This is a genomic window from Massilia sp. R2A-15, from assembly GCF_030704305.1.
In the GTDB taxonomy this organism is placed as follows: domain Bacteria; phylum Pseudomonadota; class Gammaproteobacteria; order Burkholderiales; family Burkholderiaceae_D; genus JAFCUW01.
Genome location: NZ_CP131935.1, coordinates 2,423,553 through 2,450,163 on the forward strand (window position 1 = coordinate 2,423,553; position 26,611 = coordinate 2,450,163).

A 26,611-nucleotide genomic window follows, 5' to 3' on the forward strand; every position below is an offset into this window, starting at 1 on the left:
GGCGCCGGGAGTTCCGGAGCACGCCGCCGGCTACCGCAACATGCAGCAGCTGATCCAGTTGCGCTGGATCGCCGTCGTCGGCCAGGTCACGACGATCGCCACGGCCACGATGTTCTTGGGCGTCGACCTGCCGCTGCCGGCCATGCTGCGCGTGCTGGCCTGCCTTGTTGCCTTCAATATCTTCAGCCATCTGCGCTGGCACGAGCAGCGCACCGTGGACAACCGCCAGCTGTTCCTTGCGCTGCTGGTGGACGTGTTCAGCCTGACCGCCCAGCTGTACCTGTCGGGCGGCATGACCAATCCCTTCGTCTTCCTCTACCTGCTGCAGGTGATCCTGGCCGCGGTGCTGCTGCAGCCGTGGTCCAGCTGGACCATCGTCGCCATCACCGGCATGTGCGTGGCCGCGCTCGCGCTGTTCGCGCCGCCGCTGGCGCTGCCGGCCGACGGCGGGCCCGGCACCCTCTCCCTGTACATGAAGGGCATCTTGATCAGCTTCCTCGTCAATGCCGCGCTGCTGGTCATCTTCATCACCCGCATCACGCGCAACGTGCGCACCGGCGACGCCGCACTGGCCGACCTGCGCCAGCGCGCGGCGGAGGAAGAACACATCGTGCGCATGGGCCTCCTGGCCTCGGGCGCCGCGCACGAACTGGGCACGCCGCTGGCGACACTGGCGGTGATCCTGGGCGACTGGAAGCGCATGCCGGAGTTTGCGAAGAATCCCGAGCTCCTCGCCGAGATCGCCGAGATGCAGACCCAAATCAAGCGCTGCAAGGCGATCGTCAGCGGCATCCTGCTGTCGGGCGGCCAGGCGCGCGGCGAGTCGTCGGCCAAGACCACGATGAAGGTGTTCCTCGACCAGCTGGTCGATGAATGGCGCGCGAGCCGGCCGATCGTCTCGTTCGAATACGACAACCGGATCGAACGCGACATCGCGGTGGTGTCCGATTCGGCGCTCAAGCAGATGATCTGCAATGTGCTCGACAACGCGCTGGAGGCATCTCCGCAATGGCTGCGCCTCGAGGCCAGCCGCGACCGCGACTCGCTCAACCTGGTCGTCACCGACGCCGGGCCGGGCTTCGCGCCGGGGATGCTGGACCACGTCGGCAAACCCTACCAGTCCACCAAGGGCCGTCCCGGCGGAGGCCTTGGCCTGTTCCTGGTGGTGAACGTCGCGCGCACCCTGGGCGGCAGCGTCGCCGCGCGCAACCGCGAGCATGGCGGCGCGCTGGTGCGACTGAGCCTGCCGCTGTCGGCGATCGCCCTCGATCCGGAGGAGTCTTCGCATGCAGCCTGAACGCCTCTTGATGATCATCGAGGACGACGCGGCGTTCGCCCGCACGCTGGGCCGCTCGTTCGAACGGCGCGGTTATCGCGTCCTGCATGCGGCCAGTTATGACGAAGCCGCGGTGCTGCTGGAAACGCACACGCCGGCGTATGCGGTGGTGGACCTGAAGCTGGCCGGCGCGGCGTCGGGTCTGGCGTGCGTGCAGATGCTGCACGCGCATGATCCGGCCATGCTGATCGTCGTGCTGACCGGCTTTGCCAGCATCGGCACGGCGGTGGACGCGATCAAGCTTGGCGCGTGCCAGTACCTGGCCAAGCCGTCGGACGCCGACGACATCGAAGCCGCGTTCGGCCACCAGGAAGCGAACACCGAACTGGCGCTGACCGAGCGGCCGACGTCGATCAAGACACTGGAGTGGGAGCACATCCACGCGGTGCTGGCCGAGACCGATTTCAACATCTCCGAGGCCGCGCGCCGGCTCGGCATGCACCGGCGCACGCTGGCGCGCAAGCTGGAAAAGCAGCGGGTCAAATAGCTGGGGAGCGCTCCTGCGGGGCTGCCTCGGAGCGATCGTTCATCAGGTAACGCGGACCGCTGCCGCGCTGGCGCGCGACGTCGCCGGGATTGTACAAGGCGCATTTTTGCAGCGAAAGGCAGCCGCACCCGATGCAGGAGGTGAGCTGGTCGCGCAAGGCGCATAGCGCGTCGATCTTCTGTTGCAGCAGCGGGCGCCAGGCGCGCGACAGGCGCTCCCAATCCTTCTTCGTCGGCGTACGGTTGTCCGGCAGCGTCGCCAGGCTAGCCTTGATCTGATCGAGACTGAGGCCCACACCCTGCGCTGCGCGTATGAACGCCACCCGCCGCAGCGCGTCGCGCGGAAATCGCCGTTGCTTACCTTCGGGGCGTACGCTAGCCAGCAAGCCTTCCGCTTCGTAAAACCGCAAGGCGCTCGCAGCGACGCCCGAGCGTTTCGCCAGCTCGCCAATCGTGATCATCTCCGCCGCCATTCCCCGCTCCTGAATTTTTCGTTGACTTCAAGTGTACTTTAACTTTCATACTTGGAACCATGACCATTTATCCGGAGCGTTTGCATGAAAAATTTAAGGACTGGCGCAATCCTGCACGAACTGCTCGACGCGAACGCCGCCTTCGCGCTCAACGCCAAAGGCACCACCAACCACTGTCCAATGGCGCTGTGCGCGCTGGCCGACATGGGCGCATCGGACGAACGGCTGCGCGAGTTTTTCGGGATGTGGCGCGACCGGTATGCGATTGCGGCGCCGGAGGCCACGCAGCGCATCGAACGCGCCGACTGGCAGACATGGCTCGAAAATCCGGATGCCTTCCGTGCGTTGAGCGACTGTTTCGCAGAGTGGATCGGCGCGGACGGGATCGATGCAGTGGTGCGCGCAGTGCTCGGTGCGCAGCCATTTGCGCCGGCGACAGGCGCGTTCCACGCAATTATCCGGCTCGTCTACGCGCTGGAGGCCGGTCACGCGGGAGAAGCGGCTGCCAGCCTGTCGGCGTATGTCAGCGGCTATCTGACGGTCGATATCGCATCGATGGCATCGGCTTCATCGGTTGATGCCGCCCTGGAGTGCCTGTCGCAGGCCATGCAGGGGAAATCGTATGCGGGTCCCTCCATCACCGCAAGGCTGCGGAACGTGGCGCAAGATCCAGAGTTCTCCGCGGCTCTGACCGCCCCACCTTCGAGCGCGCTGCTGGACGAGATGGCGCGCGCGGCCATCGAAATCTACTGGCAGACCAGCGACTTCACCGCGCTGCACTTGGTGACCGGGATGGCGGCGGCGCGCAGCATCGGCGGCTTGCTGCCAGCCGATGCCGTGGAAAAGACCTGGGCCGCGTTTTGCGCCGCATACGTATCCTTCGGCGCCCCGCCATTGCAGGCGCCGCGCGACATCGATGGTTCGGGAAGCTGGGAAGAATTCGCCGCAGCCGCCATCAGGTCGGACAATGACCACGTTATCAAATTGGTCCACGTGTGTCGGCGCGAAGCCGAGCGAACCGGCTCGCCGCTGTACGGGGCGGCGGCCACGCGGAGTTTGCGGCTTTAGAATTATCGGGGTCTGGTCCCTCGGACCTGACCCCATTTTCTACGCGGCCGCAAAATGGGGACAGGTCCGCAGGACCAGTCCCCTGCCTTAGTTGGTGCACATTGGTTCGCCGCGCCAGGTCGAAGGCACCGCCGGCACCGTGTCGAGCACCGCGCCGTTGGTGGCGATGACCTCCTTGTAGAAATAGGCGCTGTCCTTGAGCGTGCGCTCCTGCGTCTCGAAATTGACGTGGATGATGCCGAAGCGCTTCGAGTAGCCGTGCGCCCATTCGAGGTTGTCCAGCAGCGACCAGGCGCAGTAACCGCGCACGTCGCAGCCCGCCTCGATGGCGCTGTGAATCGCGCGCAGGTGCTTTTGCAGGTAGTTCACGCGCAGCGGGTCGTTCACCTTGCCGCCTTCGGCCACCGGCGGGTCGTAGAACGCCGAGCCGTTCTCGGTGATGTAGATCGGCGGATTGCCGTAGCGTTTGGCGACCCATTTCAAGGTGTCGGACAGGCCCTGGTCGAACACTTCCCAGCCCGTTTCAGTGTATGTCGCCATCGGCTGGCGCACCGGCGTCGCGCGCGCAACATAGGCTTTGGGGTCGTGGCGGTTGACGCTGCGCGTGTAGTAGTTAATGCCCAGGAAGTCGATCGGCTGGTTGATCAGCACCAGGTCTTCGGCCGGCCAGTCGGGCCAGGCCTCGCCGTACACGTCCTTCATGTTGTCCGGGTATTTGCCGAGGAAGATAGGATCGCAGTACTGGGCGTTCATCTGCGAATGCGCACGCGCGCATGCTTCGATGTCGGCCGGGTCCGAACTGGCCGGATACTTCGGCTCCAGGTTCACCACGAGGCCGATCTGGTGCTTGCCCACTTCGCGGTAGGCCTTGACGGCGGCGCCGTGCGCGCGCAGCAGGTTGTGGGCAGCGATCGGCGCCTCGTACTTGTTGCGGTGGCCCGGGGCCAGCATGCCGTGGAGGTAGCCCTGGTCGGCCACAACCCACGGCTCGTTGAGCGTCGCCCACGATTTCACGCGGTCGTCGAGCTTGTCGAACATCACGCGCGAGTAGTCGGCAAACCAGTCGGCGATGTCGCGGTTGAGCCATCCGCCCTGGTCGTCGAGCGCTACCGGCAGGTCCCAGTGGAACAGCGTGACCAGCGGCGCGATGCCGTTGGCGAGCAACTCGTCCACCAGCTTGTCGTAGAAATCCAGGCCCTTCTGGTTGATGGCGCCGCGGCCCTGCGGGATCACGCGGCTCCACGAGATGCTGAAGCGGTATGCCTGCAGGCCGATTCGCTTCATCAGCGCGACGTCGTCCTTATAGCGGTTGTAGTGGTCACAGGCGACGTCGCCCGTATCGCCGTCGCGGATGGTGCCGGGCGTGTTGACGAAGCGCTGCCAGATGCTGGCGCCGGCGCCGTCAGCCAGCGGCGAGCCTTCGACCTGGTAAGCGGAAGTGGCCGCACCCCACAGGAAATGCTCGGGAAACTTGATGGACTTGTTCATGGTCTGGCCTTGCTGGTTGATTGTTCGATGATGACGGTGGCCGGCAGTGCGCCGATCCGCAGCTCGCCTGCCTGCCAGGGAGCGGCGCGGCCGTTGATGGTGGCGCGGCCGGGACGATCGTTCGCAGCACGAACGATGATTCCGCCTGGCGGAACAGTCATGCCGGCGTCGATGTCGAGGACGATGCGGCCCGAGCGCTCGCGCACGCGGTAGCCAAGCTTGCCATAAGCGGTGCGCAGGCCGCGCACGGCTACGCCCTCGCCTGCCAGCCACGCGCGCGGCAAGCCGGCGCCGAGCACCAGCGCGTGGTCGGACTCGCGCTCGTAGGCGAACAGGTCGAGCGCGGAGCGGATATAGTCGGACGAGATCCAGCCGTGCGGCATGTCGCCGACGAAGCGCGGCTCGCGCGCGTCGCGCCCGACCACTTCCGCCCACTGGTTCCACGCGGCCGGCCGCCGGTCGCGCAGGAAGAAGTCCAGCAGCTCGTGCGCGCGGTCGCGCCAGCCCAGGCGCACAAAGGCGGCGACGTTGCGCAGCTCGTAGGGCGTGTAGTCCTTCCATTCCAGCTTGCCGTCCCGGCGCGCGACAAACTGCTGCCAGTAGCGCTCGAAGGTGCCGGCCAGCAGATCCTGCGGCAGGCGCTCCTGCAGACCGCCCGGCGACAGCGCGATGGTGGTCGAGGTGGCGTCGAAGTCGCCCAATTCCGCGGCGCCGGGCAGGTAGCCGACTTTGTGTTCGCTGGCCGAGAGGCGCAGGGACGCGAACAGCTCGCGCTCGAATTCGCCGGCCTGCGCGCCAAGCGACGCGGCTTCCGGCTTGCCCAGCACCTGCGCCAGCATCGCCGCGTCGCGGTAGCCGCGCAGTCCCCAGAAATCGTCCCAGTACGAATGCATCGGTTTCGCGGAATAGCCTTCATGGCTGATCGACGCCGGCAGAAGGCCGAACAGCGAACTGCCTCGCTGTGCCTCGGTGCGTTCGGACTGGCGCTGCGCTTCCATGAAGGCGGCGGCCTTCATCACGCGCGGCCACATGCGTTCGAGCAGCGCACGGTCCTGCGTGTACTTCCACAGCTGGGCGTTGAGGAAGATGAATTCGCCCTGGCTGTCATTCTCGGGAACGGGATCGGCGCCGCGCTTGTCGACGCAGCACGGCACCTTGCCGTCGGCGAACTGGTGCGGCGCGAACCATTCGAGGTAGTCGCGCGCCACCTTGTCGTCGCCGAAGCGCAGCATCGCCTCGGACATCATGGCGCCGTCGCGGATCCACGAGCGCGCATACGAGCGCGTGCCCGGCCTGAGCATCGGGCCGTCACGCGTCATCAGCATGTGCGCCAGCGACGAGCGGACGGTGTCGACGATCGCCTGGCCCCTCGGCGGCACGGTGATCGCCACCCGGTTCAGGCGTTCGCGCCAGCTTGCCGCGACGGCGTCCTGCAATGCTCGCAAGTCCGATGCCGGCTGCGGCTCGCCGGTCATCGGAATCGTCAGTCCGACCTGCGCGACCGCGCGCGGCGACAGCCGGATGTCGTACGCGAGCGCACCCGAGGCAAAGCCGGTGTCGTCATGCACGGCCGTGGTTCCGAAGCCGTCGCCGCCGGCGTCGAACGACGACACGCCCGCGGCATCGGGCGCGCGCTGCGCAAACACGCGCCGCCTGCCGTCGACCGAGAACGCGGCGCCGTCCCATGCGATGTCGTGGATAGGGCTCACGCCGGGCGGCGTATTGAGGAACTGCATCGGCGGATTGACCTGGAACGGGCGCAGCGCCAGAACCAGCCGCAGTTGCAGCGGCTCGTTCGTCAGGTTGGCGACTTCGTATTGCGCGGCGAGCCCCGACCGGTCCGGCGTGCCGTGCGCGAACGCGGTCGTGCGCAGCGTCCACTTGGGCGCGCTCCACGTCACGCTGGGAATCGGCAGATAATTTTCGCGCAGAGACTGCGACACCTTTACGTCGGCCCAGCTGGAACGCTTGCCGCCTTCGACGACAAATGGTTCCACCGAAAAGCCCCCGCGCGCCACTTCCAGCGCCCCGTCCTCGGACAGCAGGCCGGTTTCGTGGCCGCCGTCCACCCCCAGCACCGTCCAGTAGTTCTGCTGGCCGGACATGCCGCGCGGGTAGCTGCCAAGCGGCGCGGTCTTCGCCAGCGCCTGGAAGAACGCGTTGGGGGACTCGCCGAAGTCGAGGTCCTTGATCTCCAGCCGTTCGAGCCGATACCTGTCGGCGGGACCGGCGTGCGCGGCGATGCGCAGGAACCGCGTTTCGGCTTCGTGCAGCAATAACGGGTCCGTGCCGCCGTTCCCGTCCGTCACGCGGCGCGCGGTGCGCCAGGTGCGGCCGTCGTCCGAGAAATCAATGTCGTAGCGGGTGGCCGGCTGCGCCCAGTGCAGTATCAGTCCACCAAATTCGCGCGGCCGGCCAAAATCGACCGTCATTTGTTGTTCGCCGCCGGCCGCGCTGGTCCAGCCGCCATTGATTACCTGCCCGGATGAGGCGATAAACACGGGCGCAGGCGCCGGTCCGGCCGCATCGAGCGTCTTCACGTTCAACTGGTCGAAATACACCGATCCGTGCCCGCCATCGCGGCCGGCGCTGACCACCAGTTCCAGCTTTTCGGTGTGGCGCAGTGTATGGTCGGCCAGCGGCCCCCATGCGAACTTCACATGGCGCTTCTTGAACTTCACCAGCTGCCATTCGCGCGAGATCGCGAAATTGGGGCGGTTCACCCACCAGACGTTGTCGCCGGAAGCGTCCACCAGCTTGAATTCAAGATTATTGAGCGGCGCATCGGCGCGCAGCCAGAAAGAGATTTCGTAGTCGGCGCCGAAATCGAGCGGCAGAGCGCGGCGCGCGGCGGCGTATCCGGCGGCGCCGCCGAAATCGAAGTCGAGCCGCAGCGCCTGCCCTTCGTGCCCCGGCACGCCATGCACGGATGCACGCACGCCGTCCGAGGCCACCGCCTGCCAGGCGCCGATGCGCTCGAAGTCGTCGGTCACCTGCGCGTGCGCGGCGCCGGCGGCCAGCAGAAAGGCAAGCAGGAGGCTCCTCATCCCTTCACGCTCCCCATCAGCAAGCCCTGGATGTAGTAGCGCTGCATGCCGAGGAACAGCAGCAGCACCGGGAAGATGGTCAGCACCGAACCGGCCATCATCATCTCGTTGTCCTGCACGTGTTCGCGCGACAGCGACGCCAGCGCCACCGGCAGCGTGTACAGGTCCTTGTCGGTGAGGATAATCAGCGGCCACATGAAATCGTTCCAGCTGGCGAGAAAGCTGAAGATGGCCAGCGTGACGAGGATCGGCGACAGCAGCGGCAGCACGATCGAGCGGAAGATGCGGATCTCGCTGGCGCCGTCGAGGCGGGCCGCCTCGAGCAGCGCATCGGGAATCGTCAGCGCATACTGGCGCACGAGGAAGATGCCGAAGATGCTGGCCGCGGCCGGCACCAGCACACCCAGGTAGGTGTTCACGAGGCCCATCTGCTTGAGGATCAGGAACAGCGGCAGCATCGCCAGCTGGCCGGGAATCACCAGCGCGCCCAGAAGCAGCTTGAAGACCCGCTCGCGGCCGCGGAAGCGCAGCTTGGCGAAGGCGTAGCCGGCGCCGACGTTGAACGTCAGCGACAGCAGCGTGGCGGCCACCGCCAGCAGCACGCTGTTGGCGAAGTAGCGGCCGATGCCGGCCTGCGCGAACAGTTCGCGGTAGTTGGCCAGCGTGGGGTGCGCGGGCAGCAGCGGCGGCGGAAAGTGGCTCGCCTCGCCCGGCGTCATGAAGGACACCGACAGCATCCACGCAAGCGGGAAGATAGTCAGGGCGCCGGCGAGCGCCAGCAGGATGTTGACGCCGGTGCGCTTCGCGCCAATCTGGTGGTGGCGCTTCATTCTTCCAGCCCCCTTCCCGCAAATTTAATCTGCAGCAGCGTGACCGCGAACATCAGCACGAACAGCACGAAGGCGACGGCGGTCGCGGTGCCGAGGTTCCACCACTTGAAGCCCTGCTCGTACATCAGGTACAGCACGCTGACCGTGCTTTGCAGCGGGCCGCCCTCGGTCATCACGTACGGCTCGGCGAACAGCTGGAAGTAGCCGGCCATCGTCAGGATGCTGACCATGAACATGGTGGGAGCGAGAGCAGGCAGCGTGATATGGCGCAGCAGCGACCAGGCGCCGGCGCCATCGAGTTCGGCGGCCTCGTACTGCTCCGCCGGGATGCTTTGTAGCCCGGCGATGAAGATGATCATGTTGTAGCCGAAGTTCTTCCACACCGCGAAGAAGATAATCGCGGGCATGGCCAGGCGCGGATCGCCCAGCCAGTCGGCGGGCGCGAAGCCGATGGTGTCGAGCGCATAGTTGATGAAGCCGTAGCGCGTGTGATACAGGTAGCGCCAGATCACCGCCACCGCGACCATCGAGGTGACCACCGGCGCGAAGAACGCGGTGCGGAACAGCGGCTTGAACCAGGCCAGCTTCGAATTGAGCAGCAATGCCGCGCCCAGCGACGCCGCGATCGACAGCGGCACGCCCGCGAGGACAAAGAACAGCGTGTTCCCCAGCGCCTTCCAGAACAAAGGCGTGTGCATCAATTCGACATAGTTCGCAATGCCGACAAACCGCAGGTTCCCGATGCTCGCCAGCGCGTACAGGTCGAAGTCGGTCAGGCTCATGAAAAAGGCCGCAACCACCGGCAGAAAGAAAAATACGCCGATCACCAGCAGCGACGGACCCACCAGCAGCCAGGCGGCGCGTTCGGGCTTCATTGGGCGCCTCCATGCTGCAGCATCCAGCGCCGCTTTTCGAGGATACGGTCGGCGCGCGCGTCGAGTTCCGTGACCGCCTGGTCGACGGTGAACTGGCCGGCGACCAGCGCCTCGGCCACGAGCTTCATTTCGGTTGCGATCCGATCCCACTCCGGCACCTTGGGCGGCGACCGGGTACGTTCGAGCTGGTCGCGGAACGCCACGGAGCGGGCGTCGGAAGCGAGCGCGCTCGCATCCCACACGCTGCGGCGCGACGGCAGGTTGCCGGTCAGTTCGTAAAAGCGGCGCTGCACGTCGGGCCGGGACAGGTATTCGATCAGCTGCCACGCCTCCTGCTGGTGGCGCGAGGCCCTGAACACGACCAGGCTCGATCCGCCCGCGACCGAGGCGCCTGGACCATTCGGCCCGGGCATCGGCGCGGTGGTCCAGCTCTGTTGAAGTTCGGCCGGCAGGCGGCGCTTGAATTCCCCGATGTTCCACGGCCCGGTGATGTAGAACGTGAAGTAGCCACGGCCAAATTCATCCCAGACGTTCGATATCTGCGTGTTCGACAGGGCAGGCGCCCATTGTTTGTGGAACATGTCGAGGTAGTAGCTCAAGGTATTGCGGAACTCCGCGCTGCGGAAGTTGCCATAGCGGCCGCCGTCGCGCAGCAAGTCCTCCTTCTGCTGCAGCGCGAGCACCAGCAGCGGCTCGAATTCGTTGATCGGCAACAGGACCCCGAAGCGGTCGGCGCCGCCCGTCTGCTTGAGCGCGGCGAGCATGCGGTTCCATTCCGCCCATGTCTGCGGCGGCTTGTCGAAGCCGGCGGCGGCCAGCAGGTCGGTGCGGTAAAACAGCAGGCGCGTATCGACATACCAGGGCACGCCGAACATCGATTGGCCGATCCGGTTCGATTCCCAGATCCCCGAAAAAAAATCGGCTTGCGGGATAGCGCGGGACGCGGCGAGGCGCGCGTCCAGTGGCGCGAGCGCGCCGAGCGCGGCGAACTGCGGCACCCACGTGTTCCCGAGCTGGCACAGGTCGGGCGTGACGTCGCCGGCGAAGGCCGTCAGCAGTTTCTGCTGCGCCGCCGACCACGGCGACTGCTGGATATCGACGCGGATGCCGGGATGCGCGCGCTCGAATTCGGGCAGCAGCTGGCGCACCACCTCGCCTTCGCGTCCCATCGCCCAGAAACGCAGCACCACCGGGCTGTCGGCGCGATGGCTGCACGCGGCCAGCAGTCCCGCGAGGACTGCCGCGCATGCGAGCCAGCGCCAGCGGATCGTCATTGCGCCGCGTCCAGCCAGCCGCCGCGAAAGCCGGCCTTCAGCAGGCCGGCGCGCAGGTAGGGATTCTTGCGCGTGACGCGCCACACCATGTCGCTGCGGTAGTTTTCCACCATGGCCAGGATCGGCCCCTGATCGATGCCGAGGTAGTCTGTGTCCACCCAGCCGAAGCCGGGGATGCGGCGACCGTTGGCCAGCTTGACGTCGAAGTCGAACGTCAGGTTGAACGCGTCGAGGAAGCCGTATTTGCCGTAGATGTAGTCGCCGTAGCGGTTGCGCATGTCCACGATCGCCGGGATGGCGATTTCGGGCGCGAACGCGATCGAGGCGGCGGCCCCGGTCGGCGCCATCGTGCAGTCGTCGTAGGTGGCTTCGCCGCCCATGCCGCGGCCGGCGTAGCTGATGAACTTGCGCTTGCGCGCGCCGTCGGCAATCACGATGTCGGCCGGCCCGTCGCTGGCGGTCACGCCCCACATGTTCTGGCCATAGCCCTTGCACGCCATCGGATTGGCGATGGCGTAGGCCTGCTGCGCGTAGCTGGCACGCCGGCTGTTTTCGAAATAGTCGATGCCCTTCGCCTGCATGTAGCTATCCCTGATGCCGCGGAAGTCGATCCATACCGCCGAATACTGGTGGCCGAAATGCGGCGGGAACGCCAGGTACTCCTGGCCGTACTGCCTGCCCCAGCTCTTGTCGTAGGTCTGGGTCCACTCGGCCCAGGCGTCCGCGCCGACCGGATGCGTCGGCGAACCGAGGGCCAGAATGTACACCAGCATCGCCTCGTTGTAGCCCTTCCAGTCGTAGGGCAGCATGCCGTGCTCGGGATTCCAGCCGTGGGTGATCGCCGCGCCGTGGTTCTGCGCCCAGCGCCAGTCCACGCGCCGGTAGATATCGTCGGCCAGGCGGCGGATTTCCGCTTCCTGCGGATCGGCGCCGTCGAAGTATGACTGGACGTGCAGCACGCCGCCAAGCAGCAGCGCTGTATCGACCGTGGACAGCTCGGAATTGGAGCTGCGCGCGCCGGTCTTCATGTCGAGGAAGTGATAGAAGAAGCCCTTGTAGCCGCTCATTCCCTGCGCGGCCGGCCCCTGCGGCGCGTCGTGGAAGAAGCGCAGCGTCGTCAGCACGCGGCCGCGCGCGTCGGCGCGCGTCACGTAGCCGCGCTCGACGCCAATCGGATAGGCGGTCAGGCCGAAGCCGACGGCGGCGATGCTGGAGAACGACGGGCTCGGATAGCGGTCCGGCACCAGCCCGTTGGCCGGATTGGCGGTGTCCCAGAAAAAGCGGAAGGTGCGTTCGGACAGGTCGTCGAGGTAGGGCTTGGCCTGGTCGATCCGTACCGGCTGCTGCACCGGAACGGGAACGGGAACCTGGGCCGTCTGGATGACGGACGCGCAGCCGCACAGGAGCGCGGCCAGCGGAATGAGGCGTCGGAACATGGTGGATGCTTCCCTGTGAAGCGGGGCCAGGCCGGACAAGCCTGGCCCCGGGGACTGCTTAGAACGAATAGCGCGCGCTGAACTTCACGGTGCGCATCGGACCGGCGACGCTGCCGGGCACGCCCAGGTTGGCGTTGTCGCCGCCCAGGTAGTTCTTGGGAGGCGTCGACGGACCGCCAACCCACGAGTCGTAGCCACTGTAGTTGATCGTGTTGAACAGGTTCAGCACGTCCATGCGCAGGCCGATCTTGCCGAAGCCGACCTGGATGTCCTTCGACAGCGCCAGATCGACTTCGCGGAACGGACCGCCCTCGCCCTTCTGCGAGAAGCAAGTGCCGGGGGTCGTAGCAGTCGGGAAGCCCCCCGAGCAGTTGACGATGCGGTATGGCAGGCCGGAACCGAGCGTGACTTTCGACGACAGCATGATCCCCCATGGCAGCAGGCGGTCGGTCAGGCCGGACATGACCAGGCGATGGCGTTCAACGTCTTTCGATGGATGCCAGGCCAGCGGGAAGCGGCCATAGGTCCAGTTGAACAAGTCGTTGGTCCACTCATTGTGCGTGGTTTCGCCTTTGGAGAACGTGTAGGTCGCCGCAAGGCCCCAGCCCGATGACACCGAATACGGCTTGTCGCCTTTTGCGTAGGCCGTCTGGGTGCGCGCCTCGGTGATGAAGTCGCCCAGCACCAGGGTGCCGAATGGAGGCACGGAGCCGAACAGCGGATCGATCGGGCTTTGCGTCCCGAAGCCGCCATTGACGTCGCGGTTGCCGCCGAACCAGTTGAACTGATTGTGGCTGCGCGAATACGTGTATCCAAGCTCGGTATTCCACACGCTCACGCCCTGACGCAAGCCGAGGCTGAACTGGTCGGTGTAAGGCATCTTGTGGTCGCTGCGGATCATCCAGATCTCGCCGTTGGGCTGGGCGTTCTTCTGCAGCTCGTCCAGCGCCGCGTTGGCGATGGTGCGATCGTAGGCGCGTCCGAAGCCGCCGAACACCACGGTGTTGCGGTCGCCGTTGACGTCGTACGAGAAGCCCACGCGCGGCTGGTAAGCGTTCTTGAACGGCTTGCGGTTCGATCCGGTGCTGATGAAGTCACCAATGACCACCCCGCCCTTGGCCAGCGACTGCCCATAGGTCTGGCCGGCGGGAGCGCCAGGACGCGGATCCTGCGCGCCGAAAACCGCGGTGCGATCGGCCGGCGTGACGTAGCTGTCGTTGAGCATATTGCTCTCGTAATCCCAGCGCATGCCCAGGTTCAGCTCCAGCTTCGGATTGACCTTCCAGTCGTCCTGCAGGTACAGGCCATATTGGTTGTCGTTGTATTTCACGGTGATCGGCGCGAGCGCCGGGTCGGTCTGGTACACGGTTGCGATACCGGTCTTGTTGTCGATCAGTTCGTGCAGGATGTCCACGCTGCGCGAGGTTCCGCCCAGGTTGAAGTCGACGTGCTTGGCCTTGAACCCGCCTTTCACCGTGTGGCCTTGCACGCCGGTCCAGGTCAGGTCGTCGGCCAGCGAATAGCCGGTCTGGCGGCGATCCTGGGCGTCGGGCGAGCCGCCGGCAAACAGCACATCCAACGTGTTGTTCGGCGTATTGCTCGGGGAGACCACGTACTTGATGAACGGCGTCGTCAGCAAAGCGTGCGGATTCCAGGTGTAGTTCTCGTATCCGAAACGCGCCTCGTTGAGGAAGTCGCCATGCGTCCACTCGTGCTTAACGTCGAAGCGGGTCTCGTCGTTGCGGCGGTCCTTCTCGTTGCCCGGCACGGACAGCTTGACGTCCTCCGGTGTGCGATCGTTTTCGCGCCGGATGCGGGTCGATACTTCGAGCCGCTGGTCCTCGCTCAGCTGCGCGTCGATCTTACCGAGGAACAGGTGCTCCTTGAATTTGGCCGTGGTCGAACCGGCCTGCGCCAGCAGTCCCGGCACGATGCCGGCATTCGGCAGCAAATTCTGATTCTGCGCGACGACCTGGCGCGGAGAATTGATGTCCTTGCCCTCATAGGCGGCGAAGAAATGCACCGCATCCTGCTTGATCGGTCCGCCCAGGTTGAAGCCGTACTGGCTCTGGGTGTAGCTCGGGCGGTCGACGCCCGCGGCGCGGTTCTTCTTCTGGAACGGATCGTAGGCCGTCAGGCTCGAACCGGTGCGGTCGTAGAACACCTCGCCGTGGAAGTCGTTGGTGCCCGACTTGGTGATCGCGGTGATCGCGCTCGAGCTGACCTGGTCGTATTCGGCCTTGTAGTTCTGCGAGATGACCTTGTATTCCGCCACCGCCGACTGCGGGAACGGATTGCCGCGCGACGAATCGAGGCCGGTGACGCCGCCGCGCAGGATGTAGTTCTTCTGTCCCACGCCGTCGATGAAGACGTTGACGTTGTCCTGGTTCTGCGAGCCGCTCTGCAGCTTGCCCTGGCCGGTGGCGGGATCGACGTCGAAGCGCACGCCCGGCGCCAGGTCGGCGAACGCGAGGAAGTTGCGGGTCACCTGAGGCGTGTTTTCAATTTGCGCACGCGACACGCTGGTGCCCACTTCCGAGGTCTTGACGTCCTTGCGCTGCAGCGAACCCTTGATCACGACGCGCTGCGAGCCCGGCGCCGGGGCCGCGCCGGCGGCGCCAACGGCCAGGTCGACCGAGGCGGTCTCGCCGATGGCCACCGTGACCGCCTCGGACTTCTCGGCGCCGACCTGGATCTGGTACACGCCAGGGGCCAGGCCGGTGAGCACGTAGCTGCCGTCGGCCGCGGTGACGGTCCGGTAGGTAAAGCCGGTGGCGCGGTTGACTGCGACGATCTGGGTGGCGGCTTGCGCGGGGGCGCCTGCCTGGGTGATCTGGCCCTTGATGGTCGAGGTGCTCAACTGCGCGTACGCCGGTGCGCACGCCAGCATCGCCGCGGTCGACAGGCCGAGCAAGGCCATGCGCAGTTCGCGAACTCCAGTCTTCATCTTCATGCAAGTCTCCTGATTTTTGATTTCTAAGTTTTTTTAAACTGCGATACGGCCTGCGACCGTGGGGGAGCCGCAGGATCTTCGAACAACCAACTCTGTTTGCAGCACCTGGACCGAGTTTCTGGTGCCTTCCGGGTTCTCGATCTGGAACGCCAGGCCCTCCAGCGCCCGGCTGCCCATGTCCGTCATGCGCACGCGCACCGTGGTCAGGGGCGGCGAAATGAAACGCGCCATCGGGATATCGTCGAAGCCGACCAGCGCCAGGTCGCGCGGAACCTGTATCCCGGCTTCGTTGAGAGCGAACAGGCAGCCGATCGCCATCATGTCGTTGGCGGCGAATACGGCGTCCGGCAAGCGCTTGAGCGCCTGCATCTGCTGGCCGCAGCGATAGCCCGAATCCTCGGTGAAGTCGCCGCGCACCACGCTGACGTCCTGCGGGTCGTAGGCCGGCACAAGGCGCGCCATGGTTTCGCGAAAGCCGCGCAGGCGCTCCCCTGCCTCGAAATTGTTGGCCGGGCCGGCGATCATCATGATGCGCCGGTGCCCCATCTCCACCAGGTGCTGCACCATGGCCGCGGCGCCGCCGTAATTGTCGACCGCCAGCGACGAGTAGTCGTGCGTGGTGTCGAGCGTATTGAGCAGCACCACCGGCAGCACGCCGGGCAGGTTATCGGACAGGAAGCTGGCATCGATGTGGGGCGACATGATGATCAGGCCATCGACCCGGCCGCTCATCGCGCGCAGCGCAGCCGCCGCTTCGCCGGCGTCGCCATGCGAACTCGATACCAGCAGGTGCAGGCCGCGCCGGCGCGCCGCCATGTCGATGCCGCGAATGAGCTCGGAAAAGAATTCTCCATACAGGTCGGGCAGCACCACGCCGATGGTGTCGGTACGGCTGGTCGACAGGCTGCGCGCGCCGCTGTGGGGAATGTAGCGCAGGCTGCGCGCTGCCTCCAGAACCAGGTTGCGGGTGTCGTCGGTAACGTTGGCGTGTCCGTTCAAGGCACGCGACACGGAAGCCACCGAAACGTTCGCCGCGCGCGCCACATCCTTGATCGTTACCGCCATAAGATCGTGCCTTCGTTAAGATAATTGCGCAAAAGTAACCGATTACATTTTTCTAATGTAGCGCATTTTTTTTACGATGGCAGTGTTTTTCAAGCGTTTTTCACCGCTATACAACACTTCTTTCGTTAAAATAATTTCATCAACCGCCGGAAAATGTCGGGTATTATTTGCGCGATGTAAGCGGTTACAGTTCACTCATTCTCTATCGGCGAGCCCATGACACCAACTTCCACCAGCCCTGCATCCGGCGCCCGCCTGCTGTCGAACGGCCGCTTTTCCACGCTGATCACGGCCGCCGGCAGCGGCTACAGCGAACTGCCGGATTTCGCGCTGACGCGCTGGCAAGGCGACCCGGTGGAAGACGGCGACGGCTCCCTGCTCTACCTGCGCGACGCCGACAGCGGCGAAGCGTGGTCGCTCGGCGCGCTGTATCCGCGCGCCGGCGCCGCCTACACATCGGGCTCGAACGACGCGGGGGCCTGGCTGGCCTGCACCTTCAGCGACATCGAAGCGCGGCTCGAGATCGTGGTCAGCGCCGACAGCGACGCCGAACTGCGCAAGCTCACGCTGCGCAACCTGGGCGCGGGCACGCGGCGCATCGACATCACCAGCTACCTCGAAGTCGTGCTCAACCTGCGCGCGGCCGAGGCATCGCATCCCGCTTTCTCGAAGCTGTTCGTGCAGACCGAAGCGCACGGCGACGCATTGCTGGCGCGGCGCCGTCCGCGCGGGGCGGGCGAGACCAGCGTGTGGATGGTGCATGCGGTGACCGGCGGCGCCGGCGCCGAATTCGAAACGGACCGCAAGCGCTTCGTCGGGCGGGCGCGCAGCCTGGCCGCGCCGAAGGCGATGGCGCCCGGCGCGGCGTTGTCCGGCACCGCCGGCAATGTGCTGGACCCGGCCATGAGCCTGCGCCGCAGCGTGGTGCTGGAGGCCGGCGCGAGCGCCACCGTCACATTCCTGCTCGGCGCCGCGGCCGACCGCGATGCCGCGCTGGCGCTGGCGCGGCGCAGCGCCGATTTCGATTCCGCCAGCACGCGCGCGGCCACGCGCCAGCGCGACCTGCTGCGGCAGCTGGGCATCGACGCGGCGCAGGCTGCGCGCTACGAGGAACTCGCCGTCGCCATGCTGTACGGCGACACCGCCCTGCGCACGCGCGCCGGGGTGCAGGAGCGCGCCGCAGGCAGCCCCGGCATCCTGGGCGACTACAATATCCCGGGCTCGAAGGCGCTGTGCGTGGCGGTGGCCGGCGATGCGAACGTCGCCGAGCTGCTGGACGCGGCACGCTACTGGCAGGCGCTGGCGCAGCCCATCCACCTGGCCGTGATCGGCGACGCCGCCGCCTGGCAGGCGCTGCCGCCGAACGTCACGCTGCTCGACCCGGCGCGGGTTCCAGCCGCCGACCTCGATCGCATCCTGTGCCTGGCGCGCGCCGTCATCGACGGGCCGCTGCCGGTGTTCGCGCCGCGCCAGCCGCGCATCGCCGCCACGCAGGCGCGCGCCGCGCAGGCGCCCTCGCCCATGCCGGCCGAGACCCTGCAGTTCTTCAACGGGAACGGCGGCTTTTCCGCCGACGGCAAGGAGTACGTCGTGCGGATGGCGTGGGACGCGGCCTCCGGCCATGTGCGCCCGCCCCTGCCCTGGACCAACGTGATCGCCAACGAGAAGGTCGGCGTCCTGATCAGCGAGACCGGGGCCGGCTACACCTGGAGCCGCAACAGCCGCGAGCACCGGCTCACGCCGTGGTTCAACGACCCGGTGCGCGATCCGCACGGCGAAGCCTTTTATGTGCGCGATGAAGAGGACGGCCAGTACTGGTCGCCGATGCCGGGCCCCGCGCCGGCCGACGCCGCGTACGAAGCCGTGCACGGTTTCGGCTACACGACCTTCCGCCACCACAGCCATGAACTGGAACACGAAACCACCGTGTTCGTGCCACGCCACGATCCGCTGAAGATTGTGCGCGTCACCTTGCGCAACCAATCGGCGCGCCCGCGCACGCTGTCGCTGTTCTCGTTCCAGCAGCTGGTATTGGGCACCACGCCGTTCGACTCCGGGCGCCATGTCGTCACCGGCGCCGAGGACGGCGCGCTGATCGCCTCCAACCGCATGGCCGTCCCGTTCGACGACGGCGTGACGGTGGCCGCGGCGATTGCCCCAGGCGCGGAACAGCAATGGTTCAGCGCCGACCGCGCCAGCTTCATCGGCGAAGGCGGCAGCTGCGCGCAGCCGGCGGCGCTCGGCCAGCCGGCGCTGGACGGGCGCAGCGGCGCCGGCCTCGACCCGTGCGCGGCATTCCAGCTTCGCGTCACACTGGCCCCGGGCGCCACTATCGATTGCGCGTTCGTGCTGGGTGAAACCACGTCGCGTGCCGATTCGCTCGCGCTGCTCCAGCGCTACCGGGCGCCGGGCGCGATCGACGCCGCGCTGGCCGAAGTGCGCGCCTTCTGGCGCAGCACCACCGGCGCCATCGAAGTGGCCACGCCGGCGCCGGCGGTGGACCTGATGCTCAACGGCTGGCTGGCCTACCAGAACCTGAGCTGCCGCATCTGGGGCCGCTCGGCGTTCTACCAGTCAGGCGGAGCGATCGGCTACCGCGACCAGCTGCAGGACTCGAGCGCGATGATCTACACCTTGCCGGAGATGACGCGCCGCCAGATCCGCCTGCACGCGGCGCACCAGTTCGTCGAAGGCGACGTGCTGCACTGGTGGCATCCCGAGCCGCTGGAAAAAGGCCTGCGCACGAATTTTTCCGACGACCTGCTGTGGCTTCCCTACGTGACCGCCTTCTACATCAAGTCCACCGGCGACTGGAGCGTACTCGATGAAGTCGAAGGCTTCCTGTCCGCGCCGCTGCTGGCCGAGGGCGAGGACGAGGAATTCCTCACGCCTTCGCAGTCCGGCCAGAGCGCCGACGTGTACGAGCACTGTTGCCGCGCGCTCGACCGCTCGCTGACGCAGGGCGCGCACGGCCTGCCCCTGATGGGCACCGGCGACTGGAACGACGGCATGAACCGGGTCGGCCGCGAAGGCCGCGGCGAAAGCGTGTGGATGGGCTTCTTCCTGTTCCGCATCATCACCGACTTTTTGCCCATGTGCGAACGGCGCGGCGACAGCGCGCGCGTCGCCAGCTACACGGCGTATCGCGACCACCTGTCGGTTGCGCTGAACGACACGGGCTGGGACGGCGAATGGTATCGCCGCGCCTACTACGACAACGGCGCGGTGATGGGGTCGAAACACAGCGACGAATGCCAGATCGACGCGCTGGCGCAGGCCTGGTCGGTGATCTCGGGCGCGGCGCCGGCGGACCGCGCGCAGCAGGCGCTCGACGCGATGGAGCAGCGCCTGGTGTCGGACCGCGATGGCCTGATTCGCCTCCTCACCCCGCCGTTCGTCGACACGCCGCAGGACCCCGGTTACATCAAGGGCTATGTGGCGGGCGTGCGCGAAAACGGCGGCCAGTACACCCACGCGGCCTGCTGGGCCGTGCGCGCGGTGGCCGAAGCGGGCCGCGGCGAACGCGCGGCGCAACTGCTCGAGATGCTCAGCCCCGTCAGCCATTCGCTGACGCCGGAGGCGGTGGCGACCTACCAGGTGGAGCCTTACGTGATCGCCGCCGACATCTACGGCGCCGACCCGCACGTCGGGCGCGGCGGCTGGACCTGGTACACGGGATCGGCCGGATGGATGTACCGCGTGGCGCTCGAATCGGTGCTCGGCTTCACCATCGAAGGGGGCAACACCATCCGCCTGAAACCGGTGGTGCCGAAGTCCTGGCCATCGTATTCGATCCGCTACCGGCTGGCCGACGGCGCGACGACCTACGAGATCACGGTGAAGCACGCAGCGGGCGCCGCTTCGGCTACACTTGACGGCCAGGCGCTGGGCGTGGCCGACGGCGCCGTGCTGGTGCCGCTGGCCGCCGACGGCAAGGCGCACCGGGTCGAGATGACCCTGCCGTCCGCCTGATCCCGGCGCAACCGCACATCCAACAAGACCAGGGCGCACATGGCTGAACTGAGACTGGAAGGCATCCGCAAATCGTATGGCGACGTCGCCATCCTGCACGGGATCGACCTCGACATCCGCGACGGCGAATTCATCGTCTTCGTCGGCCCTTCCGGCTGCGGCAAATCGACACTGCTGCGCGCCATCTGCGGCCTGGAAGACATCAGCGGCGGCGACATCCTCATCGGCGGCGTGCGCGTGAACGACGTGCCGCCGGCGCAGCGCGGGCTGGCGATGGTGTTCCAGAGCTATGCGCTGTATCCGCACATGACGGTGCACGAGAACATGGCGTTCGCGCTGAAGCTGGCCGGCAAGCCGAAAGCGGAGATCGACGCGGCGGTGCTCAATGCCGCGCAGACCCTGCAAATCGTGCCGCTGCTGCAGCGCCGTCCCAAGGAGCTGTCCGGCGGCCAGCGCCAGCGGGTGGCGATCGGCCGCGCCATCGTGCGCCAGCCGAAGGTTTTTTTGTTCGACGAGCCCCTGTCCAACCTGGACGCGTCGCTGCGGGTCCAGATGCGCATCGAGCTGGCCAAGCTGCACCGCACGCTGGCGACCACGATGATCTACGTGACGCACGACCAGGTCGAGGCGATGACGCTGGCCGACCGCATCGTGGTGCTCAACGCCGGCCGGATCGAGCAGGTCGGCGCGCCGCTCGACCTGTACCACCGGCCCGACAACCTGTTCGTGGCCGGCTTCCTGGGCGCGCCGCCGATGAACTTCCTGGCCGGACGGGTGAGCGCGGCGGACGCCAACGGCGTCACGGTGACGCTCGCCGGCGGCGCGCAAGTGACGGCGCCGGCGCAGCTCGAGGTCGGCGACGACGTCACGGTGGGGATCCGCCCGGAGCACATCGAGGCCAATGCAATCGGCGGGATCCCGGCGAGCGTGTTCGGCGTCGAGCGGCTCGGCGAAGGCACCTACCTGTACGCGAAGGCGGAGCACAGCGGCGAGCAAATCGTCGCGCGCGCCGATCCCGAACGTCATTGGGTGATCGGCGAACGCGTACTATTCGGGGCGCCGGCGGCGCGCGTTCACGTGTTCGACCAGGCCGGCAAACGGCGATAACCACTGCGGGAGCATTCCATGTTCAGGCAAACCTTGCTGGCCGCGTGCGCGGTCTTGTGTGTCGGCGCGGCGTCCGCCCAGGCCCTGCCCGCGCCAGGCTACGACGCCACGCTGGCGAAGTCGCTCGGCGGCGACGACAGGGGCATGCACGCGTACGTGCTGGTGATCCTCAAGACCGGTCCGAACAAGATGCCCGAGGGCGAGGCGCGCAGCCGGATGTTCCAGGGCCACTTCGCCAACATCGAGCGGCTGGCGGCAGACAAGAAGCTGGCGTTGGCCGGCCCGCTGGACGGAGTCGGCGGCTTGCGCGGCATATTCATCTTCGCCACCGACGACATCGAGCAGGCCAAGGCCTTCGTGGCGGCCGATCCGGTCATCATCAACGGCGAGATGGTGGCCGAGTACCACAAGTTCTACGGCTCGGCGGGCCTGATGGCGGTGAACGACATCCACAACAAGATCCGCAAGAAGTAGCCGGCCGCGCGAAAATGTAATCGGCGTGTAATCCGGCGCGCGCGGCGATCGCGCTATAGTGCGGGTTCTCTCTCTAAGATGGATTGACAGCCGCGCTGGATCAGCGCGGTTTTTTTTCGCGCGCGAAAAGCGCACCCCACAAACGCCGCCGCCGGCGCAAAGGCCGGCGGCGGTGTCGAATGTCTGGAGGCGAGGACGGGAATCGAACCCATCTGAACGGCTTTGCAGGCCGTCGCATAACCTCTTTGCTACCTCGCCAAGACCTATGTTATTCGCCTGGCGCATCCGCGCTTGGAGCGGGATCAAAGATCCGGCCGAATTGTGCGCGAAACCCAACGCTCCCCGTGTGCGGTGCGCTGCCTGTGCGGGGACCGGTGTAAGCTTGTATTTGTGCCATGGCCGCCACGGCGCAATCACGCTCCACGTGGCCTTGTGGACGCAATCTCCGACAACTATAAACTTTTTTGTGAGGCAATCATGAAAGCAAAAATCTGGCTGTTTGCATCCCTCGTTTCCCTGGCCGGGATGGCGGTAGCGCAAAGCTCCGCAGTGACCCAGAGCACCGACCCGTCCAAGATCGCCGAAATCGAGAAGCATGCGCAGGACCTGTCGTCGAACCAGCCGACCAAGGCCGACATGGGGACCATGAAGTCGCACAAGAAGATGCACAGGAAGGCGCACAAGAAGATGCACAAGGACATGGACAAGGAAAACATGGACAAGAAGGCGCCCGAAGGCGACACGCCCATGATGGAGAAAAAGGGCTGACCGGTCCCGAAAACCGGTGGCGGGCATCGCGGCTACAATAGCTGGATGAAGCCGAAGCCTTCGCTATCACCTGAAGCCGCATCGAACGAATCGGACGGCTCGCGCAGCGAGCGGCCCGATGCACGTCCGCGCCCGCCGCGCCAACCGGAGCTGGAAGATTGCTGCCGGAGCGGTTGCACGCCCTGTGTATTCGATTTGTACGACGCCGCGATGGAGCGCTACGAGCTGGCGCTGGCCGCATGGCTGGCGCGCCATCCCGACGCAGCCCCACCTTGAGCGATGCGCATCGTTCCCATAAAAGCGCGGGCCGCGCGGTCGCCTTTTTCAGAAAACTCCCGCCGGCGATAAATCCGCAGCGGCGACGTCATCCTCCCGGAACTAAACACTCACCGGGCAACTCTGTAGAAATGGAGGGTCCACGGAGGAGATATGAACGCGCCCAAAAAACTGGCTGGAAAGCGGATTGCCGTGTTGGCAGCGGACGGCTTCGAGAAGATGGAACTGGTTGCGCCCACCGCGGCGCTCAGGGAGGCAGGCGCGGAGGTCGTCATCGTCTCGCTGCACGCGGGAAGGATACGCGGCATGGATGTGCACCAGCCGGCCGACCTCTTCCCGGTCGACAAGACAGTCCACGACGCCCGAGCCCACGAGTACGACGGCCTCCTGATCCCCGGCGGGTATATCAGCCCGGACCTTCTTCGCCAGTCCGCTCCGGCCCGCGATTTCGTGCGGGCCGTGAACGCCCTCGGCAGGCCGATCGCATCGATGTCCCAGGCATCCTTGGTGCTCGCATCGGCCGGGCTGGCGACGAACCGCACCCTGACCTCATGGCCAGGCGTGCGGGACGACATGGTCAATGCCGGCGCAACCTGGCTCAACGAGGAAGTCGTGCGCGACGCCAACTGGCTGTCCAGCAGATGCCCCGAAGACATCGAGGCGCTGATCCGGGAACTGATTCCGTTCTTCGTCGGCGAGCCCGACAATCGCGGGGTGCTTCGCCAAGGGTACTCCGACCCTCAGCCCGAGGAGCCGTCCGAGATGCCGGGCCAGCCCCTGCGCTGGCTGGCGTCACCTTCGCTCGGCGCCATGCTGGGGCTCGCGCTGGTCGGAGTGAGCGTGGTGGCGGCCAATCGCCGGCGGCGCGGCAAACACGACACCGATGCGGAGGCAGAGCTTAGCGAAAGCAAGGCGGCGCGCCTGGGGCGGGCAACGCAGACTTGATCGGTCCGGCGTCACGCGGTTTCGCCGAGGAACCGGACGATGTGATCGATCGTATTGGGCTCGAGCGTGACGAATTTCGCGGCGTATCGATACCCGCCGCGTTCGGCCGGCGCAGTGGAAGGCAGCAGCGCCACGGAGGCAAAATGCATTCTGGGCGCTCCCGGCAGGGTGAAGCGCAGCGGATGCGTGTCTCCTGGGAGCAGGCGCTCCGAACTGGCAAAACTGATGGACTGCAAAGAGATATCGAGCATCACCACGGGCGTCCACGCGGTGACCGACGCGTTCGTGATCGACCCAAATTCGTGCATGAGTTTGCTCGAATGAGTGCGGCTCTCTTCCAATGCTGGGCCCTTCTTGATGATGAATCGCGCGCGGGATGCGTGATGCGTGCCTGCCCGGGACGATGCTGACTGATGTTGCCGGGCTGCACGATTTTACCCAGCGTTCCGACCAGCCGCAGTCGGACGGGAGGTTGGCGCAATGTAGGATCAGTCCTACGAAAAATCGCCCGGTTACTGGTGTTCCGGCAAATGGTCCGCCGGTTGGGGAAACTCGCGCACCGCCGGCGGGCCAGGTGGCGATTGGGGTGCGGCGCCCTGCTTCCACGTGACCAGCAACGCCAGCAGCGCAGCGGACCATAGCATCCACGCGCAAAGCAGATAGAACAAGGGATGCTGCGTTCCCTGCTTCGCCATCAGCACCGGCGCCGCACCCGCGCCCAGCACCGTGCACGCGCCATACAAATGCCGGCGGCAGAAACCGATTTTCGGCCAGGGGGCCGAGCCGAACGCGACGACACAGAACACGATCAGTACCACCGAGCCGGCGCTGGCCGAAAACCCGAGGCCGCAGCCGGCAGCAAGCAGCGCGGCAGCGCCGGCGGCATCGTTCCTGTCGAAGCGAGTGCGCGCTCCGCCCTGGATTCCGGGGGCGCTGTCGGCAAATAGCGGCCACATCCGCCGGCAACGCCACAATGCAATGGCGGCGATGGACAAGCCCATCGCCGAGGCCAGCAGATGCGCCTTCAAGCCAGCAGGCGCACCGAACAACTGGGTCTCGAGCACGGCCCATCCGAGCACCGCGAAAACGAGGGCGCTGAACGCGCCATTCGCGGTCGACGGTTTCACGGCGGTATTTTCTGCCTTCACCACGACTCCCTCGAGAATGTACTGTTGGGGCAAAGCGAACCCGCATCCCTCGCTTGCCGACTGCACAGTTTGCCCCGGCGCCCTACTGGTCTCAAGCGCGGCACCGCCACTCCTTGATCAAGATCATAGGAAAATCCGGTTATGCAAAATTTCGCATAACGCATTGTGCGAGCCGCCAAGGGCCATCCCGGCTTGAGGCGGTATTTGTTGTGTGATATGTTCAGCGGGCAAATCCCGCCAAACCCTGACCGTGGAAAAAATGTCCATGAAACCTGCCTCGCTACCTTCCCTCTGCGCAGTCGCTGCACTGCTTGCCGCGGCCATGGCGCAGGCCGCACCGCTCACGCCCAACAGCGGCGCCGTGACGGTCGATGGCAAGGTGACCGATCGCGACAACAACGCCGGCGCCTTCAGCGTGCAGGCAATCCTGAAAGACGGGCATTTCACGGGCACGGCGACGTTTACGATCGCCGGCACCAGCATCGCCGGCCCGCTGCTCGAGCAGCGCAGCTACCTCGAAAACGGGCGCTGCTATTTCAGGATGGAGAGCGGCCGAAACCGCGCCGAGTTTGGCGGCAAGTGCGACAGCACGGGCATGGAGGGCCGCTTCGAAAGTTTCACCGACGGCCAGTTGAAGAACGGCACGGCCAAGGCGAACTTTACGCTTGCAGGCGGCGCTCCGGTCGCGGCAGCTTCGGGAAGCCTGCCGGGCGGGAAGCTCACCTGCGCCTTCAACGAGCCGAAAATCGGCGTCAAATGGGGCGAGACAAACCAGTACAGCCTGCGTTTTTCGAACCTGGTCAGCCTGACCCTCGACCCTTCCGGAACTTACACCACCGGCAACGGCGGACGAGGACGCTTTACGCGCGAAGCGGGCGGAAAGATCCGCCTGGGTTCCGGCCCGTGGCAGGGCGCGCTTGGCACGCTGGAGAACGACCGCTCGGGCGCCCCCGCGGTGGTGTTTCACATCGAGGAAAACCGCCGCCCGGACGGCGTGCATCTGGTCGACCCGTACACCACGCACTGCACCAGCCCGCGCTGAATGGCCCACCCCGCAGTCCTGCCGGGCCCTGGCGATTGCACTCAGCTTAGCGTGACGTTCTTGGTGGAACCGTCGTAAAACTCGATCGAATATTTTTTATTGTCTCTGCCCACGTGTTTCCCGACGCCGTAGACGGCAATCTCATGACCGCTGGTACGTCGGAACCAGATTGAATAATTTGCGCGCGGCGTTGTGATGTGATGCAGTGCCAGCCCGCCCACGGTCGTGGTGGCGCCATCGCCGGACGAAGGATTTCCTGCTATTTTTTCGGCCGATTTTGATTCCCGGTCCCAGTTCGCGTTGGCGAGGGTACCCATGAAGGTAGCTTTGGGTTGGGCTACCGCCACAACTGCCAGCGCTTTCGGCCGCGAACTTCGGCCGACTTCTTCCGGACCGGGGATTTTTCCTAACGAGCACATGGCGCAGGTCGGGGCGAAAATCGCTTCATTGTCGCAGCCAAGGGTTGTGCAGACTGGCATGGTGATTCCTTCCGGGTTGGAATTTCACTCGACACTTCTCGGATCGCAGGAGGAGCCGAGGACAATGAC

The 26,611-nt window shown here is 66.0% G+C and carries 22 protein-coding genes and 1 tRNA gene; 10 read left to right on the forward strand and 13 right to left on the reverse strand.

The window, feature by feature from the left end; genetic code table 11:
- Positions 1-40 precede the first annotated feature (40 nt).
- Together Q4S45_RS11065 and Q4S45_RS11070 are read left to right on the forward strand one after the other, a co-directional pair.
- Positions 41-1,297, forward strand: a complete 1,257-nt coding sequence (locus tag Q4S45_RS11065; RefSeq protein ID WP_305512091.1) for an ATP-binding protein — start codon at positions 41-43, stop codon at positions 1,295-1,297.
- Complete coding sequence (locus Q4S45_RS11070) at positions 1,287-1,823, forward strand: response regulator transcription factor (RefSeq protein ID WP_305511883.1); 537 nt, start codon at positions 1,287-1,289, stop codon at positions 1,821-1,823. The genes Q4S45_RS11065 and Q4S45_RS11070 overlap by 11 nt, the downstream gene beginning before the upstream one ends.
- Here the strand turns inward: Q4S45_RS11070 and soxR are convergent.
- On the reverse strand, positions 1,816-2,295 hold the full coding sequence (gene soxR / locus Q4S45_RS11075) for a redox-sensitive transcriptional activator SoxR (protein ID WP_305511885.1): 480 nt from the start codon (positions 2,293-2,295) through the stop codon (positions 1,816-1,818). The two genes, Q4S45_RS11070 and soxR, sit on opposite strands and share 8 nt — an antisense overlap.
- An 84-nt stretch (positions 2,296-2,379) precedes the next feature.
- On the opposite strand from soxR, the gene Q4S45_RS11080 reads away from it, so the two are divergent.
- Complete coding sequence (locus Q4S45_RS11080) at positions 2,380-3,363, forward strand: questin oxidase family protein (RefSeq protein ID WP_305511887.1); 984 nt, start codon at positions 2,380-2,382, stop codon at positions 3,361-3,363.
- Positions 3,364-3,450: 87 nt separating this feature from the next.
- Here Q4S45_RS11080 and Q4S45_RS11085 read toward each other — a convergent pair whose 3' ends face one another.
- Genes Q4S45_RS11085 through Q4S45_RS11120 form a run of 8 tightly spaced genes read right to left on the reverse strand, consistent with a single transcriptional unit; the run spans position 3,451 to position 16,331 of the window.
- Positions 3,451-4,851: a GH1 family beta-glucosidase gene (locus Q4S45_RS11085; RefSeq protein ID WP_305511889.1), complete on the reverse strand. Its 1,401-nt coding sequence runs from the start codon at positions 4,849-4,851 to the stop codon at positions 3,451-3,453.
- A complete protein-coding gene (locus Q4S45_RS11090) occupies positions 4,848-7,898 on the reverse strand; it encodes a discoidin domain-containing protein (protein ID WP_305511891.1) in 3,051 nt (1,016 codons plus the stop codon). The genes Q4S45_RS11085 and Q4S45_RS11090 overlap by 4 nt, the downstream gene beginning before the upstream one ends.
- Positions 7,895-8,728: a carbohydrate ABC transporter permease gene (locus Q4S45_RS11095; protein ID WP_305511893.1), complete on the reverse strand. Its 834-nt coding sequence runs from the start codon at positions 8,726-8,728 to the stop codon at positions 7,895-7,897. The genes Q4S45_RS11090 and Q4S45_RS11095 overlap by 4 nt, the downstream gene beginning before the upstream one ends.
- Entirely contained in the window at positions 8,725-9,603 is an 879-nt protein-coding gene (locus tag Q4S45_RS11100; RefSeq protein ID WP_305511895.1) for a carbohydrate ABC transporter permease, read from the reverse strand. The genes Q4S45_RS11095 and Q4S45_RS11100 overlap by 4 nt, the downstream gene beginning before the upstream one ends.
- Entirely contained in the window at positions 9,600-10,877 is a 1,278-nt protein-coding gene (locus Q4S45_RS11105; RefSeq protein WP_305511897.1) for a sugar ABC transporter substrate-binding protein, read from the reverse strand. Before Q4S45_RS11105 ends, Q4S45_RS11100 begins: the two co-directional genes overlap by 4 nt.
- Positions 10,874-12,313 (reverse strand): glucoamylase family protein, encoded by a 1,440-nt coding sequence (locus tag Q4S45_RS11110; RefSeq protein ID WP_305511899.1) that lies wholly within the window; start codon positions 12,311-12,313, stop codon positions 10,874-10,876. Before Q4S45_RS11110 ends, Q4S45_RS11105 begins: the two co-directional genes overlap by 4 nt.
- A 58-nt stretch (positions 12,314-12,371) precedes the next feature.
- Complete coding sequence (locus tag Q4S45_RS11115) at positions 12,372-15,266, reverse strand: TonB-dependent receptor domain-containing protein (protein ID WP_305511901.1); 2,895 nt, start codon at positions 15,264-15,266, stop codon at positions 12,372-12,374.
- A 33-nt stretch (positions 15,267-15,299) separates the two neighbouring features.
- Positions 15,300-16,331, reverse strand: a complete 1,032-nt coding sequence (locus Q4S45_RS11120; RefSeq protein ID WP_305511903.1) for a LacI family DNA-binding transcriptional regulator — start codon at positions 16,329-16,331, stop codon at positions 15,300-15,302.
- 216 nt (positions 16,332-16,547) lie between these two features.
- Between Q4S45_RS11120 and Q4S45_RS11125 the strand changes: the two genes are divergently transcribed.
- The 3 genes from Q4S45_RS11125 to Q4S45_RS11135 are packed head-to-tail and all read left to right on the forward strand — an operon-like array spanning position 16,548 to position 21,884.
- On the forward strand, positions 16,548-20,303 hold the full coding sequence (locus Q4S45_RS11125; RefSeq protein WP_305511905.1) for a GH36-type glycosyl hydrolase domain-containing protein: 3,756 nt from the start codon (positions 16,548-16,550) through the stop codon (positions 20,301-20,303).
- 39 nt (positions 20,304-20,342) lie between these two features.
- Positions 20,343-21,410 (forward strand): ABC transporter ATP-binding protein, encoded by a 1,068-nt coding sequence (locus tag Q4S45_RS11130; RefSeq protein ID WP_305511907.1) that lies wholly within the window; start codon positions 20,343-20,345, stop codon positions 21,408-21,410.
- 18 nt (positions 21,411-21,428) lie between these two features.
- Positions 21,429-21,884, forward strand: coding sequence for a YciI family protein (locus Q4S45_RS11135; RefSeq protein WP_305511909.1), 456 nt, complete (start codon positions 21,429-21,431; stop codon positions 21,882-21,884).
- Between the two features lie 184 nt (positions 21,885-22,068).
- Here the strand turns inward: Q4S45_RS11135 and Q4S45_RS11140 are convergent.
- A tRNA-Cys gene (locus Q4S45_RS11140) sits at positions 22,069-22,142 on the reverse strand.
- Between the two features lie 219 nt (positions 22,143-22,361).
- Between Q4S45_RS11140 and Q4S45_RS11145 the strand changes: the two genes are divergently transcribed.
- The 3 genes from Q4S45_RS11145 to Q4S45_RS11155 all read left to right on the forward strand — a co-directional run bounded on the left by Q4S45_RS11145 (position 22,362) and on the right by Q4S45_RS11155 (position 23,873).
- Positions 22,362-22,652 carry a hypothetical protein gene (locus Q4S45_RS11145; protein ID WP_305511911.1) on the forward strand — a complete coding sequence of 97 codons (291 nt, stop codon included), beginning with the start codon at positions 22,362-22,364 and terminating at the stop codon, positions 22,650-22,652.
- 45 nt (positions 22,653-22,697) lie between these two features.
- A complete protein-coding gene (locus Q4S45_RS11150) occupies positions 22,698-22,928 on the forward strand; it encodes an oxidoreductase-like domain-containing protein (protein WP_305511913.1) in 231 nt (76 codons plus the stop codon).
- 153 nt (positions 22,929-23,081) lie between these two features.
- Entirely contained in the window at positions 23,082-23,873 is a 792-nt protein-coding gene (locus Q4S45_RS11155; protein WP_305511915.1) for a type 1 glutamine amidotransferase domain-containing protein, read from the forward strand.
- Positions 23,874-23,884: 11 nt separating this feature from the next.
- On the opposite strand, the gene Q4S45_RS11160 is transcribed toward Q4S45_RS11155, so the two are convergent.
- Positions 23,885-24,214, reverse strand: coding sequence for a hypothetical protein (locus tag Q4S45_RS11160; RefSeq protein ID WP_305511917.1), 330 nt, complete (start codon positions 24,212-24,214; stop codon positions 23,885-23,887).
- A gap of 171 nt (positions 24,215-24,385) precedes the next feature.
- Positions 24,386-25,021 carry a hypothetical protein gene (locus tag Q4S45_RS11165; RefSeq protein ID WP_305511919.1) on the reverse strand — a complete coding sequence of 212 codons (636 nt, stop codon included), beginning with the start codon at positions 25,019-25,021 and terminating at the stop codon, positions 24,386-24,388.
- 259 nt (positions 25,022-25,280) lie between these two features.
- Here Q4S45_RS11165 and Q4S45_RS11170 point away from each other — a divergent pair, with 259 nt between their 5' ends.
- Entirely contained in the window at positions 25,281-26,063 is a 783-nt protein-coding gene (locus Q4S45_RS11170) for a hypothetical protein (protein WP_305511921.1), read from the forward strand.
- Positions 26,064-26,104: 41 nt separating this feature from the next.
- Here the strand turns inward: Q4S45_RS11170 and Q4S45_RS11175 are convergent, their stop codons facing one another.
- On the reverse strand, positions 26,105-26,542 hold the full coding sequence (locus Q4S45_RS11175; protein ID WP_305511923.1) for a hypothetical protein: 438 nt from the start codon (positions 26,540-26,542) through the stop codon (positions 26,105-26,107).
- Between the last annotated feature and the right edge of the window lie 69 nt (positions 26,543-26,611).